The 14,927-nt window shown below is 38.0% G+C and carries 15 protein-coding genes; 5 read left to right on the top strand and 10 right to left on the bottom strand.

Annotation, left to right across the window (positions count from 1 at the left end; translation table 11 throughout):
• Position 1: 1 nt before the first annotated feature.
• Together ACZ9EE_RS26585 and ACZ9EE_RS26580 are read right to left on the bottom strand one after the other, a co-directional pair.
• Positions 2-997: an acyltransferase family protein gene (locus tag ACZ9EE_RS26585; RefSeq protein WP_476031597.1), complete on the bottom strand. Its 996-nt coding sequence runs from the start codon at positions 995-997 to the stop codon at positions 2-4.
• Between the two features lie 286 nt (positions 998-1,283).
• Entirely contained in the window at positions 1,284-2,534 is a 1,251-nt protein-coding gene (locus ACZ9EE_RS26580) for a DHH family phosphoesterase (RefSeq protein WP_476031596.1), read from the bottom strand.
• 278 nt (positions 2,535-2,812) lie between these two features.
• Here ACZ9EE_RS26580 and ACZ9EE_RS26575 point away from each other — a divergent pair, with 278 nt between their 5' ends.
• On the top strand, positions 2,813-2,992 hold the full coding sequence (locus ACZ9EE_RS26575) for a hypothetical protein (protein WP_476033186.1): 180 nt from the start codon (positions 2,813-2,815) through the stop codon (positions 2,990-2,992).
• A 51-nt stretch (positions 2,993-3,043) separates the two neighbouring features.
• On the opposite strand, the gene ACZ9EE_RS26570 is transcribed toward ACZ9EE_RS26575, so the two are convergent.
• A complete protein-coding gene (locus ACZ9EE_RS26570; protein WP_476031595.1) occupies positions 3,044-3,523 on the bottom strand; it encodes a nitroreductase family protein in 480 nt (159 codons plus the stop codon).
• A 64-nt stretch (positions 3,524-3,587) separates the two neighbouring features.
• Positions 3,588-4,271 (bottom strand): M50 family metallopeptidase, encoded by a 684-nt coding sequence (locus ACZ9EE_RS26565; protein ID WP_476031594.1) that lies wholly within the window; start codon positions 4,269-4,271, stop codon positions 3,588-3,590.
• Between the two features lie 215 nt (positions 4,272-4,486).
• Here ACZ9EE_RS26565 and ACZ9EE_RS26560 point away from each other — a divergent pair, with 215 nt between their 5' ends.
• Both ACZ9EE_RS26560 and ACZ9EE_RS26555 read left to right on the top strand, forming a co-directional pair.
• Positions 4,487-5,611, top strand: coding sequence for an ABC transporter ATP-binding protein (locus tag ACZ9EE_RS26560; protein WP_476031593.1), 1,125 nt, complete (start codon positions 4,487-4,489; stop codon positions 5,609-5,611).
• A complete protein-coding gene (locus ACZ9EE_RS26555) occupies positions 5,611-7,167 on the top strand; it encodes an ABC transporter permease/substrate-binding protein (protein WP_476031592.1) in 1,557 nt (518 codons plus the stop codon). The genes ACZ9EE_RS26560 and ACZ9EE_RS26555 overlap by 1 nt, the downstream gene beginning before the upstream one ends.
• Positions 7,168-7,239: 72 nt before the next feature.
• Here the strand turns inward: ACZ9EE_RS26555 and ACZ9EE_RS26550 are convergent, their stop codons facing one another.
• Positions 7,240-7,857, bottom strand: coding sequence for a GntR family transcriptional regulator (locus ACZ9EE_RS26550; RefSeq protein WP_476031591.1), 618 nt, complete (start codon positions 7,855-7,857; stop codon positions 7,240-7,242).
• Between the two features lie 152 nt (positions 7,858-8,009).
• Between ACZ9EE_RS26550 and ACZ9EE_RS26545 the strand changes: the two genes are divergently transcribed.
• Together ACZ9EE_RS26545 and ACZ9EE_RS26540 are read left to right on the top strand one after the other, a co-directional pair.
• A complete protein-coding gene (locus ACZ9EE_RS26545; RefSeq protein WP_476031590.1) occupies positions 8,010-8,576 on the top strand; it encodes a DUF2238 domain-containing protein in 567 nt (188 codons plus the stop codon).
• A gap of 17 nt (positions 8,577-8,593) precedes the next feature.
• Complete coding sequence (locus tag ACZ9EE_RS26540; protein WP_476031589.1) at positions 8,594-9,178, top strand: DUF2238 domain-containing protein; 585 nt, start codon at positions 8,594-8,596, stop codon at positions 9,176-9,178.
• Between the two features lie 22 nt (positions 9,179-9,200).
• Here ACZ9EE_RS26540 and ACZ9EE_RS26535 read toward each other — a convergent pair whose 3' ends face one another.
• The 5 genes from ACZ9EE_RS26535 to hppD all read right to left on the bottom strand — a co-directional run bounded on the left by ACZ9EE_RS26535 (position 9,201) and on the right by hppD (position 14,788).
• Complete coding sequence (locus ACZ9EE_RS26535) at positions 9,201-10,562, bottom strand: aspartate kinase (RefSeq protein ID WP_476031588.1); 1,362 nt, start codon at positions 10,560-10,562, stop codon at positions 9,201-9,203.
• A gap of 196 nt (positions 10,563-10,758) precedes the next feature.
• Positions 10,759-11,373, bottom strand: coding sequence for an NUDIX hydrolase (locus ACZ9EE_RS26530; protein WP_476031587.1), 615 nt, complete (start codon positions 11,371-11,373; stop codon positions 10,759-10,761).
• Between the two features lie 108 nt (positions 11,374-11,481).
• Positions 11,482-12,636 (bottom strand): homogentisate 1,2-dioxygenase, encoded by a 1,155-nt coding sequence (locus ACZ9EE_RS26525; protein WP_476031586.1) that lies wholly within the window; start codon positions 12,634-12,636, stop codon positions 11,482-11,484.
• Between the two features lie 15 nt (positions 12,637-12,651).
• Entirely contained in the window at positions 12,652-13,569 is a 918-nt protein-coding gene (locus ACZ9EE_RS26520; RefSeq protein ID WP_476031585.1) for a fumarylacetoacetate hydrolase family protein, read from the bottom strand.
• A gap of 103 nt (positions 13,570-13,672) precedes the next feature.
• A complete protein-coding gene (gene hppD, locus ACZ9EE_RS26515) occupies positions 13,673-14,788 on the bottom strand; it encodes a 4-hydroxyphenylpyruvate dioxygenase (RefSeq protein WP_476031584.1) in 1,116 nt (371 codons plus the stop codon).
• Positions 14,789-14,927 lie beyond the last annotated feature (139 nt).

Raw genomic sequence — 14,927 nt, 5'->3', positions numbered from 1 at the left:
CTTATCCAGTTTTTACCTTTAGCTCTACCAGTGGCCGTGTATATTTTTTTATAAAATAACTGCCGAGGATTTGACAGATGAAAAACGACAAGAAGAAAAGTAGTAGGTAATGTCCTGATAGAAACGCTAAACTTTCATCCGGTAAGATGGCTTGGATTGATTTAATTATAAAGCCATGGAATAAATAAACATATAACGTTCGTTCACCAATTTTTGTAAGTTTGTATTGTGTTGAAGGAATTAATGCTAAAAAACCGAATACAACTAATAATGTCAGTGCATATTGAAGCAATCGCACTAGACCATCCGACCATTGCACTCCGCCCATATTGGCATAAGAGGTATCCCCTAACAGCCAGGGCACTGCATCTTTTGGAAAGCCCATTCGGAAGAAAATCATCGTTGCAATAATGATCAAAATCCCAATTGAAAGTGAATACTTAGCCCGTACCACCCGTTTTAATTGATTAGCATTTAGTAAAAAGCCTAATAAGAAATAAGGGAAAAAGACAAAGGTTCTTGAAAGGCTTAAGAAACTTCCGGCATCCTCTACATAACCGATCGCAATCCCTAAAATAACTGCCAATCCCAATCCCAGCCACTTTAATTTGGCAAATCCATATAATAACAAATTCCAGAAGAAAAGGCTTAATAAAAACCATAATGACCAATGAGGATGGAGAAAATCAAAAGCCAATTTCTCTTCTTGGCCAATTAGATAATAATAAATGGAGTAGATCATTTGAAAGATTAAATAGGGAATTAAGATTTTCTTGACTGACTTTTTAAAATAGCCCTTCTTTTTATAGCCTTTTGCGAAGTATCCTGAGATTAAGATAAAGGCCGGCATATGGAATAAAAATATGGCTGTATACAAAGTAAAAAGTATTCCATTTTGCTCCTTTAGTGGACTGATGATATGTCCGAAAACTACAAGAAAGATCAAAATAAATTTGGCATTGTCGAAGAATTTACTCCTTTTTGAAGTTGCAGCCATCTAATCACCTCGGTCAAGTTATCGTTCAAAAAGGTATAGTAATATGTTATTGGGCGTTAATCATAATCACAATAGAAAACCCTTTTAGACAGTATGAAAATGAAGATAGATCTCCTTATACCAAGAATATCATAAAAATATTACAGGAGTGTGTATTTGATTTTACCAACTATTGCACAGAAATTACAATTTTAAAATAACTATACTATGTACCTACGATTAATTTACCAGATGGTCCTTAACTAAACCTTAAAACACAAAAAAAGAACTTAGGAATCCTAAGCTCTTATACATTCATAATATCGACAAAGTTATTACTAATAATTTCATGGAAGTCTTCCTTCAATTCATCTATAGATATTTGAAGAAATGCAGACAACTGTTTTAAATATTCCTGGTCAAAGCGCAGCCATGAAGCATGATTTCTTTTTAGAGAGCGCTCCGCTTCCGGGAAACTGGAATACATCGGTGCTTCCCTTTCCCCTTTATGAACAATATAAAAATTCCCATCGCCCGTTGGAACAATATAGGAAATTTCCCCATTGTGATTTTGATAACTTGTCCCTATAGCAGATTCCTTTACATTAAATTCATTCCGGTCGGTGTCTGGCTTAAGTGGGTTTAAACCGAATACCTCGACTACAAAAGTCTCGAAGGCCTCTTTAGACAAATCTGCTCCAGCTGCCTTTGGATGTCCCCCACCACCGTATTTCTGAGCAAACTCTGCAACATTTACTTCATCATGAATGGTCCGAAAGCCCATTTTCTTACCTGAAACATTTAAAAGGACAATCATATCTATATGTGGATATATATTATTCAACGCATTGCCAAGCTCAGATAAATACTGTTCAGCATGGACAATTCCAATACAATAATTATTCACAAAAGTCTGTATGGTCTGCCTGCTCTTGGAGTGGATATATCGGGTAATCTTTTGTTCCTCAAGATCAAGAATCATATTTTCCGTTTCTGTTAACGAAAAGGATTCTTTATTTTCAGTCAGCCGCTTTAGCATTTCTTCTTCGAATCGTTCCCTGTTCAATATGTAAAATAAATCATTTAACCGCTTGGCAGTGACATTGTTATTTTCATCCCACTCCCAAGTATCATATTGACGGACTAAATCAATAAATTGCTCTAATGCTTGATTTCTTTCCATTTTTTTATGCTCGATTAAATAATCATAAAATAATGAGGTTGCACAAGTCTTTTTACCATTTTCATATTCTGGAATCACTTTTCCCCATTTATATTCGTTAAAGTGCAGGGCAGTCACATGATGATCGATCATTTGAACAGGTTTCCCCTGCCGATATCGGTCTTCAAGCATTTTCTCGACTGACTCATTCACCGCTAAATCAGTAATATAAATTTCTTCCTGATGATTACCAGGATGTGTTATAACTGCTTCTACACGTTTATTTAAATTTCGATAAGAACAGTAATAAACATTCGCCTGATCACCGAAGGCGATTTTGGCAATGAGCCCGCAACCGAGGCCGTCTAAGTCAATATCCGTAAAAAGTCTTACCATACAAGACACCATCCAATCTATTTTCCATAACGCTTAGTTTGTTTTTGATGTATGAATCCTATTCAGCGTCCATACATCCTGATAAACGCTTTTCTTTCTATTTGCTTAATATATCGTAAATGTTAAATAAAATCGAATATTTTTTTGAATTTAATCATCCATGACCCTAATACTTACATTTATGATCAGATAACCATTATCACTTACATATTCCAATCTCCATGATAAGATTCTTGGAAAGTTTCTAATTTTAATCAAAAGGAGCAGTTTCTATACCAGTGATTGCTGCCGGCGGAATTATAACAGGAGCATATATTGCAAAGACTGTTGAGAATGGTCTCGTCTTTGCAGGGGCAAGAGTCGATGAAATTAAAGAGATTATTCCTGTTCAAACAATTATCGATAAGCTCACATCCGAGTACAAGGAAAACGTTAAATACGAGCTCACTGATCCATAATTAGTATAAAAAATTTAATCCAGCCATCAAGAAACGTGGCTGGATTTTACATTATGGTAACCTTTTTATCTTTTCAGCAATCGGTTTTCTTGGTTTTGGCTCTGGAATGATTTCCGGATAGCCTATTCCTAACACACCAATAACTTCATAATCAGCAGGAACACCGAGTATTTCCCTGTTTCGCTCTGTAGCCCCGATAGATGACCAAAAAGTCCCTACACCTTCCGTCCAGGCGGCTAAGTTAAAATTTTGAATAAAACATGCTGTCGCTAATGCATTTTCTATCATTTCTATTTGTGATGTACCATTCCTAGATAAAACAGCTATTACGGCAGGTGCATCGCCAAAGTTCGTTTTATGATTCAGTTTTGCTCTTGTTTCCTTCCCGATGAAAAGGATTTCCCACGGCTCTGTCATGCGATGATTCGGAGCCATAGCAGCGGCCTCAAGCCACGCTAAAAGAGATTCTTCTTCTACTACATCAGGTTTAAACTTTTTTATATTTCTCCGATTTTTTATTACATCTATCATTTTGACCTCATCACTCCACTTCTCACTTTTTTCATTTTAATAAAATATACTCTTAACTTCCAACTTAAATTCCTATCTTATAATAACCTCTTTTAAAACCATAAAAACAAAACCATATTGCTTGCAGGAAGAAAAACAGTCCCCAAAACGATGCTGGCAGAAAACCGGTTATTCGGGCAAGATTGGCGGCGTCACCTGCCGCTTGAGGCTGTATAACGCTAATAAACAAAATTTCATATGCACTTTGAACAGAGTCCACTAAAATGATGGCTGCTATAAATAGTAATACATGGTTTCTTATCCGTTGACTCCCTTTTATTAGTAATAAAAGAAAGGCAGCTGCGAAGGAGCAAAGCCAAAAGATCCCGTATGGATTACGAACCCAAAATATGAGATTTAAAAAAATAAAGGCTAATAAAATATCAATTAACATAGTTTCCTTTTTTCTTCTTAACAGCCAAAAAGATAGGAAAGCCACGAAGGATGCAAAGGTATAGCCTGCAAGACTTGTGAAGAAACTGCCGATCGATGTTGATTGATTGCTAATCGTTGCCCCTTCAGAGTTCATAAATAATGAAATGGTTTCTACCTTTCCCCCAAATAGAGCTATGATAGCATGACCGGTTTCATGTATCAGTGTATTAATTATTTTTACATAGTTTCCTATTATCGGTACATGAATCAAAATAACGGCAATCGCGAGGACAAGGAAAAACTTTGCACTGAATTTGTCCCGGATAAAACTCAAATTAATTCTCCTCTTTTATCTTAATTTTTTCATATTTTTATTTTACATTTTCCCTTTATAATATTGCAATTATTCACTCATAATACTTTGTTTCATTTTTATTTTATCTGGGTATATTCTCATTAGTTCATTCGGGGGGTCGACAACCAACAACTTATGTGTTAGCATTAAGTTGTTACTATATCAATCTAATAAATATTTAAGGGGGAATGAAATTGATAGAATTCAAGAACATTGTTAAGAAATATCGAACCAAGACCATTATTAACCCACTTTCATTAAAAATTGATGCCGGTCAATTAGTTGTCTTTATTGGACCCAGTGGCTGCGGAAAAACTACATTATTAAAAATGATTAATAAACTAATCCAGCCGTCATCCGGACAGATTTTTGTAAATGGAACTGATATTACCACGATGAATCCCATTGAACTCCGCCGTAACATTGGCTACGTTATACAAAACACCGGGCTATTTCCACATATGTCTATCAAAGAAAATCTAGAATTAATACCGAAGCTTAAGGGGGAAGATCCCGCTTCCATTGAAAAGAAGACCTATGAATTACTGGAATTGGTTGGCCTTGAGCCAAAAGAATATTTACACCGCTATCCAAAAGAATTAAGCGGCGGGCAGCAGCAAAGAATCGGGGTTGCGAGAGCATTCTCTACTAACTCGGATATCATTCTCATGGATGAACCATTCAGCGCACTGGACCCCGTTACGAGGAGCTCTCTTCAGGATGAATTGTTCCAAATGCAAAAGGAATTAAACAAAACGATTATCTTCGTTACCCATGATATGGATGAAGCAATCAAAATAGCTGACAAAATTTGTATTTTAAAAGATGGGGATATTCTTCAATATGATACTCCGGAAAACATTCTAAAAAATCCTTCAAATCACTTTGTCGAAGACTTTATTGGCAAACGCCGGGTGTGGAACAATCCAGAGTTATTATTGGCCGAAGATGTCATGATTCAAAATCCTGTTAAAATCACGGCTATGCGTACTGTACTACAGGCCATTGAGATTATGAAAGACCATAAGGTAGATAGTTTAATGGTGACAGACAAACAAAATGTCCTTAAAGGGCTGGTGACCTTAAAAAGTATCCAATTACTGAATCGAAATTTATCGATTGAAACAGTCATGGAGCAGAATGTCTTGTCTGTTGCACAGGATGCTAATTTAATATCCGTTTTAGCCACTATGAACCAACATAAAATCGGATATCTGCCTGTAGTAAACAGTTCCGGCCATTTAACAGGTCTTATAACAAGGAGTAGTATTTTATCTGCATTAAGCAGTCAATTAATTGATTTGGAGGTGGCATTTTAATGAGTGGATTTTGGAATTATCTTACAAGTAACTACAGTCAAATCCTTAGTTTACTAGGAGAGCATTTATATTTAAGTATCGTTTCCGTTTTAATTGCCATCATTATTGGGATCCCATTAGGTATATTGATTTCAAATGAACCAAAACTTTCAAAACCAATCATTGGGATTACAAACGTAATTCAGGCGGTACCAAGCTTAGCTTTACTCGGTTTTCTGATCCCGTTTATCGGTATTGGCAGTACACCAGCAATCGTAATGGTTGTACTTTATTCCTTACTCCCAATTGTTAAAAACACTTATACTGGTTTAACGAATATAGACGGAGACATTCTGGAAGCCGCCAAAGGTATTGGTCTGACCAAGAGTCAAACAATGAAAAAGGTGCAGTTACCACTGGCCTTCCCAATGATTATGGCGGGTATCAGAATTTCAGCAGTAACAGCAGTCGGCTTAATGACCATTGCTGCGTTTGTTGGAGCAGGCGGACTAGGTTATTTAGTATTCTCGGGTGTGCAAACTGTTGATAATTACATGATTTTAGCCGGAGCAATTCCAGCTTGTATTCTCGCTCTTCTGATTGATTTTGCAGTTGGTAAACTCGAATCATCTCTTTCATATACGAGTAAACAAAAATCAACATCGAAAAAAGGAAAAACGGCAAAAAGAGTTATGATTGCATTTACCGCCATTCTTTTGGTAGCTGCCATTGGCTTTAAAGCCTATTCATCAGTTAAGGCAGAGGATAAAATTGTCATTGGTTCAAAAAACTTTAGTGAGCAATTAATATTAGGTAATATGCTGGCTGATTTAGTTGAAGATCAGACTGATTTACAGGTAGAGAAAAAATTAAATCTAGGCGGTTCACAGGTTGCCTTTGGTGCATTAAAATCAGGAGATATTGATATGTATGTAGAATATACGGGGACAGGTTTGGTTAATATTTTAAATCAGCCTCCGGAAAGTAATCCAGATAAAGTCTATAAGTATGTTGAGAAAGAATTTAAGCAAAAATATGGAATCGATCTATTAAAACCACTTGGATTTAATAACACCTATGCATTAGCTGTACGACAAGATACGGCTAAAGAGTATAATCTAAATACAATCTCAGACTTAGCAAAGGTAAGTGGAAATTTAACCATGGGCCCTACCATCGAATTTCCAAATCGAGAGGATGGATTAATTGGCCTTACAAAGACCTATAATATGTCCTTTCAGGATGTAAAACCAGTGGATGGCGGCTTGCGCTACACCGCCCTTCAAAACCAAAAAAGCGATGTTATTGATGCCTTTTCAACCGATGGATTACTTGAAGCGTTTCATTTAAAGGTACTAAAGGATGATCAGCACTTCTTCCCTCCATATTATGCAGTACCAATTATTAAAGAGGAAACCTTAAAAGAGCATCCAGAATTGAAAAAAGTCATTAATAGCCTATCCGGGAAATTAACGGATGAAAAGATGCGGGAACTTAACTACAAGGTTGACAGTCTTAAACAGTCTCCAGCTAAAGTTGCCAAAGACTTTTTAGAAAAAGAGGGATTATTGGATTAATAAATGAAGCCGGTCGGATTGACCGGCTTTTTTATGATTCCAGATTGAGTGAAGATGCTCAATCTTTTCTTACTAATCCTCTAAGAAATGAACAACCCTGTCATATGTTTCATCATCACCAATTACAAGTAAAACATCCCCTTCAAGGATCAAGGCATACGGTCCAGGTGAGATGATCAAGTCACCGTTTCGCTTCATCCCAATCACCGTACCACCCGTATTCTGCCAGAATTTCACTTCTGAGATGGTCTTTCCAATATGACTGCACCCAGGAAAAATTTCTACCTCGATAGGCGCCAATGGATTGGTATGCCGAAGTTTCCCCGAATAATCCATTATTTTTCTTAACGTATCAAAAAGGTCCTCATCCAGTCTATTTCTTTCTGAAATGAGCGTATTCATTTGTTTTTCTAAATCTTTAATACTTGCTAAATTTGAAAAACGATGGATATATTTATAAGCATTCTCTCTCGATGAAATGACAATACCACTACCCTTAGTGGATTGGACAATCTCTACGTCTTCTAAGATTTTTATAGCTCTTCGGACCGTTTCAGGTGAGACCTTATATTCACTTGCAAGGGTTGATCTTCCATGGATCTTTTCTCCTACTTTAAACTTTCCATCGTATATTCTATTTGCTAAATCAATCGCAATCCGTTCGTATGTTGGAATTTGTGCCTTTTGCATTGGACCACCACCAAGTTTCATCTTATAAAAATTTTCATACATTATCACTATACCGTTTCTATAACCAGTTTGCGAGCTGGAACCTATACCTTTATATTTGATCACTTTAGGACATAATTGTAAGGAGGGATTTTTGCTTAGGCGGTGAGCTGGTGAAAAGAAAGGTAATTATTACATTAAGCATACTCTTTAGTTTAGGAATGGCTGGATTATTTATTTATTACTTGATAAAGCATGACCATACCCGGTGGCAGGTTGCGCTAGGGGGAATATTTATCAGCCTGTTACCGCTTGGCTTATTAAAGATGAAAAATAATCCCTTTAATACGCCTATTATTGTCAGTTATTATCTCTTCTTATTTTGCTCTTTATATTTAGGCTCGATCTCAAGCTTTTATTTGCACTTCAAATGGTGGGATTCTACCCTTCACTTTTGTAAGGGAATGTTTGTAGGGTTTGTGGGGATTAGTCTTTATAAACGGTGGATTCAACAGCAGGCCCGAGAAAACGTTTCTGCCTGGATACTTTTTCTGTTTGTCCTTTCACTAGCTGTTTCTTCAAGCGTGCTTTGGGAGATTTATGAGTTTGTAGGCGATCTTACTTTAACACATACTATGCAAAGAGGTGGAAATAAGGATACCATGCTAGATTTGCTTTGTGGTCTAGCAGGAGGTATTCTCACAGCGTTCTACTCTATTCTTAGGAAAAGAAGTATTTAAGTTGAGGTGTTTGTACATTGAACAGGAAACTCGTGATCACTTTGAGTTTATTGTATGTCATATTCATGGTCATCTTGGCTTTCTATTATCATAGTATCGGCCAATCCTTTAAATCAACTGTAGCCATGGGAGGTATCCTTTGCGGAGCAGTCCCACTTCTATTGGCACTGTTTACAAAGCTGCAATTTAACTTACCGATTGTTTTTTCCTATCTCATTTTTTTGGTTGGTTCACAGTATCTTGGTTCTATATTAGGCTGGTATGGACTAGGCTGGTGGGACACCTTTATGCATTTTGTCAGTGGCGCCATTTTGGCTTTTTCAGGAATTGCCTTATATGAAAGATTAATTCATCGAGCGGCAGGACATGAAATTTCGCCATGGTTTGTCTTCCTGTTCACCTTATCATTTGCCGCCTTGGGCGGTGTTTTATGGGAGGTCTATGAGTTTAGCTGCGATCAATTGTTTGGGATGACCCTGCAAGGCGGCGGAAATAAAGATACAATGACAGATTTAATAGCTGATACTTCAGGCGGGCTTGTCATAGCTATATGGACCTTCGTTCGAACAAAGTTAAAATTAAAAAAGGTACGTCATGATTGACGTACCTTTTTAAAACACAGAATCAAACTGTAACAGGGACAAAGAATTCCTCGTAAAGAGCCTGTACAGCCCGTTTTTCATCTACCTCTTTCACACCAAACATCATACTAACCTCAGATGAACCTTGATTAATCATTTCGATATTAACTCTTGCTTTTGCAAGCGCCTTTGAAGCTTTTGCCATTGTCCCAACATTTCGGCGCATTCCTTCTCCAACCACCATAATGAGAGCCAGACTGTGGGCAATCTTCACCTCATCAGCATGTAATTCATTTTTAATCCGGTTAATTACTTCATCCATAATTTTCTCATCAAGTTGATTCTCCCTTAAAATGACAGACACATCATCAATGCCTGAAGGCGTATGTTCATAAGAAAGACCATAATCCTCTAAAACTCCTAACAGCTTTCGGCCAAACCCGATTTCTCTATTCATTAAGTATTTGCTTACATATATGCTGCAAAACCCTTTATCGCTGGCGATACCAATGACAGGACCGTTTGTGTTGTCACGGTTGTTCACAATAAGGGTCCCGGGGGCAGACGGATTATTTGTATTCTTAATATTGACAGGTATCCCAGCTCTAAAAGCCGGAACAAGTGCTTCATCATGTAATACAGTAAATCCTGCATAGGATAATTCCCGCATTTCCCGGTAGGTTAATTCTTTAATCTCTTTTGGTTTTTTCACAATCGAAGGATTTACAGAGTAAACAGCATCCACATCTGTAAAGTTTTCGTATAAATCAGCCTTTAAGGCATTGGCCAGAATGGAGCCGGTAATATCCGAACCGCTCCTTGAAAAGGTAAACACCTCTCCATTAACACTATAACCGAAGAATCCTGGAAAAATTAAAATACCAGACCGCTCATTTAAGGAGTATAATCGTTCATAGGATTCCGGTAATGCTTGTGCGTTTCCCGGTTCATCGCTCACAACAAGTCCTGCCTCCCTTGGATCAACGTAATGAGCCTCTACTCCTTGTGATTGAAAATATGCCGCTACCAATTTGGCATTATTATCCTCACCACTAGCTTTTAATAAATCAAGAAACCGATCAGGTTTGGACTTATCACTCGCTATTCTTGTTAATAAGTCATCATGAATTTCCTTGATGACTCCATCAGATAGATTTAATTCCTCTGCAATGGCTGCATATCGGTCCAGAACAGCAGCTAACTTATCACTAGGAACCTGATTTTGTAAACAGGATTCCGCACATTCAATTAATAAATCGGTTACCTTTGTATCTTCTGCATACCTCTTACCCGGAGCTGATACAACAACAACTTTACGTTCCCGATCAGCATTTACAATTTGAAATACTTTCTCCAGCTGTCTTCCGGAAGCTAAAGAGGATCCGCCAAACTTTACGACCTTCATGGATACATCCCCTACTCTATAAAAATATAATTTTAATTTTATTACAATTTAGAAAATAATCAAGAGTTTTTTCCACGTATAATGAACAATCGTCCTTTTCCAAAAGACAATTAGGGAAATACAGAAAAACAGTGAGCTTTACCTACAGTAAAATCACTGTTTTTAACATATTTCCTTCTTAAAAAAATTTTTGAAATTATTGAATTAGCTCGATAAAATGGGCTAAGATTCTTGCCGTTAGTCCCCAAATTGTTTTACCGCCATAGCGATAAAAATATTCGTCCATCACTCTTGCCCGCCAATTGTATTTTTCTCCCCCGGGAATTAAATCAAACGGAAAATTCTCCGCAGGCTCCGCTTTCAGTGCGACTCGATAGATTTCCGGCTCATTATGGATAAAGAACGATAGTGGAACCGTAAATATTTCCCCAACCTCTGCCGGACTTGGCTTCATTTTTTCAGGATTTTTTATATAACCTACATAAGGATAGAGAATCATTCCAAAGGGGGAAATCATATAATCTAACGGAAAAACATCAGTAATATCTTGTTTATTAATTCCTAACTCCTCTACTGTCTCACGGATGGCTGCACCTTGTTCATCTAAATCTTGTGCATCAATTCTTCCACCCGGAAAACAAATTTCTCCAGGCTGACGCCTTAACTCGAGAGACCGTACTTCAAATAACACATGTAGTCCGTCCTCTTTTTTCAATAACGGAAGCAGGACCGCATATTTTGAAAATCTTTCACTACCTAAAATCTTAGGGGTATGTCCATTTAATTTCGTTAAAACGGAATCTAAATCCATAATTTCACCTCTCTCTATATGTATTACAAAGAATGATTACTACTACAATACCACTTTTATCTAATGAAAAAAAACAACCCAGCTGATTTTTACTGGATTGTCTTCTCATTATATATACCAAGAATACATATAGTTTGGATCTTCAATTGTTTGAGCTGACTTTGCTATTTTTAATGGATGAAAGGTGTCAATCATCACGGCCAGTTCTAATGTTTCTCTCTTCCCAATACTAGCTTCTACTTTTCCTGGATGCGGGCCATGCGGTATACCTCCAGGATGAAGTGTAATCGACCCCTCCTGTACTCCCTTGCGACTCATAAAATTTCCTTTCACATAATACAGGAGCTCATCGCTATTTACATTACTATGGTAATAAGGGGCTGGAATGGCTTCCGGATGATAATCAAAAAGTCTCGGTACAAACGAACACACAACAAAATTATTCCCTTCAAATGTTTGGTGAACCGGCGGAGGCTGATGGACCCTCCCGGTTATAGGCTCAAAATCATCAATATTAAATGCAAAAGGATATAAGTAACCATCCCAGCCCACCACATCAAATGGATGATGCCCAAGTATATGAGTGGAGAGCATCCCTCTTGTCTTAGTTAAAATTTCAAATTCACCCTTTAGTTCAAATGTCTCGAGGGTTTCAGGTCCGCGAATATCCCGTTCACAGAAGGGGCTGTGCTCTAAGAGCTGGCCAAAGTCATTCCGATATCGCCTGGGTGTTACGATTTGACTAAAGGATTCAATGAATAGCATCTGCGTTGTTTCCTGTTCGTTAGGGATAACACGAAATATCGTTCCAATCGGGATAATCAGGTAATCTCCTTTACGATAAGAGAGGGTTCCGAACATGGTCTCCACCTTTCCAGAACCATTATGAATGTAAAACAGTTCATCCCCATCACCATTCCGATAAAAACATTGCATCGGTTTTGTTACCTTGACTGTTCCAATCAGCAAATCCTGGTTTCCCAACAAATAATTTCTTGCTTTTAGGGCATCTCCTTCGTGATTCAATTTATTCGTTAAGAAGTGACGGTGTTTTAATGCTTGCTGCTCCTCATACTCCGGTAAATATCCGCCAACTAGTTCTGCCTTAACTACTTCTGTCGGCATATAGTGATGATATAAAATAGATTGGGTTCCGGAAAATCCGCGCGTCCCCATCACCTGTTCCCGAAACAGGCCGCCATCCGCTTTTTTAAAAACCGTATGCCGTTTATGAGGAATCTCGCCCATTTGACGGTAATACATCTTTTCACCTCTTTTTCAATTACTCACTGTATTCTGTAGAATGCCGAGGTGATCAATCTCAAGTTCTATCTGATCGCCTGGTTCAAGCCAGCGGTGTACGTTAGAGCCAAGCTCAAGGATACAGCCGGTTCCCACCGTTCCTGAACCAATCATTTCACCTGGATAAAGGGTGACACCTTGTGATGCCCTTGATATCATCTCTCCAAAGGAATAATAAATATCCTTCATATTTCCCTCTGAAAGTAAAATTCCGTTCACACGGGCCTTCATTGCGAGACTAAAACCTTTATTAAGTTTAAACGTCTCTAGTTCGTCCTTAGTCACTAGCCACGGACCTATTGTGGTGGAGAAATCCTTTCCTTTAGCCGGTCCTAAACCAACCTTCATTTCTTCTCTTTGCAGGTCTCGTGCACTCCAATCATTCAAAATACAATAACCAAAAATGTAACTATCCGCTGATTCAGCCGGGATATCCCTGCCTTTTTTACCAATGATACAGGCGATTTCCAGTTCATAATCCAGCCAATAACAGTTTTCAGGTCTTGAGATTTCATCACCTGGTCCACTTATGGCGAGGTGATTAGAAAAATAAAAAACAGGCATCTTATACCATTCAGGAACTACGGCAAGCCCCCGCCTTTCCCGTGCCATTCTCACATGCTGCTCAAACGCATAAAAATCACGAAAGCTTCTTGGGGTAGGAAGCGGTGCCTTTAATTGAAGTTCACGTAAAGGATAGACCCCCTTCTGCCCAGGTCCTAGCGAGAGGCCTCCCACTAGTTTCATGTATTCCTCACTTTGATCGAGAAATTCTAATAGATTATTAGGAAGCCTTCCGTCAGAAGCTTCACTCATATCTACTGCATGTTCCTTATCCAGCAGCCACCCCGCACTCATTGTCCCATCTTTCTTTTGAAAGGTAATAAACTTCACAGTACTCACCTATTCTGAGTTTTTTGTTCTAATAAGGGAGGAAAGGATCTCCCTTGTCAACCGTTAAGACCCCCTAAAAAAACAACCCTTATCTATCTATTTTTTATAAGTTTCCACGTCTTTCCTGCTCCCGTTCAATCGATTCAAAAAGTGCTTTAAAGTTTCCTTCCCCAAACCCTCTTGCACCTTTACGTTGAATAATTTCAATAAATAATGTCGGCCGGTCCACAATTGGTTTAGTAAAAATTTGCAGTAAATACCCTTCGTCATCACGGTCTACTAAAATATTCAACTCCCGAAGCTTTTCCAATTCTTCATCAATTTTGCCAACCCGTTCTGCTAATGACTCATAATAAGTGTCCGGAGTTTTAAGAAATTCCACTCCATGCCTTTTCAAAGTGGTGACAGTTGATACAATATCTTCTGTTAAAATCGCCAAATGCTGCACACCCGGTCCATTATAAAACTCTAGAAATTCTTGGATCTGTGACTTCCGTTTTCCCTCTGCTGGTTCATTAATAGGAAATTTTATTCGTCCTCCATTATGCATCACCTTAGACATAAGGGCAGAATATTCTGTGGTAATATCCTTATCAGAAAAATGTTTCATTTCGATAAAGCCCATGACTTTTGAATAATACTCCACCCATTCCTCCATACGTTCGACATTGCCAACAACATGATCGATGCCAATAAACCCTGCATCTTCAAATGGCAATTCCGCTGAAATAGGTTCATATCCAGGTAAAAACGCCCCTTGATATTTTTTCCGCTCAATTAATGTATGGATGGTGTCCCCATATGTACCGAGAACGGCCTTTTTTACTACGCCAAAGGCATCCTTTATTTCATATGGAGCAACATGAGCAATCGCACCTCTTTGAACTGCTTCGGCAAACGCTTTATCTACATCATCAACCAGAAGAGCCACATCCTTTACACCATCTCCATGCCTCTTTACAAATTGAGCTACTTCACTGTCTTCCGTGTAGGAACCCGTTAACAGAACACGAATATTCCTCTGTTTTATACAATAGGAAGCGGTTTCACGATTGCCAGTTTCAAGACCCGAGTAAGCAACTGGCTGAAAACCATATGCTGTACAAAAAAAATGACAGGCTTGCTTTGCATTGCCTGTATAGATTTCGATGTAATCTACATCTCGTACCGGAAAAAAGTCATTAGCGAGTTGGTCAGCTCTTAATCTCTTTTCTTTCATCCTATTTCCCCCATTCTTATTCATAAACCAAGATTCTCAATTAATTTTAAATGAGGGGAGTTTGTCCTCTCAAGAGAGGAAGGTAAAGCAATACCGCTTCTCGGTACTAAAGAATAACACTCTTTCAACCTTTTATTTC

The sequence above is a fragment of the Bacillus sp. URHA0034 genome (genome assembly GCF_056280405.1).
Note: the sequence above shows the minus strand (reverse complement) of the source record. Positions and strands in the feature narration are given on the sequence as shown.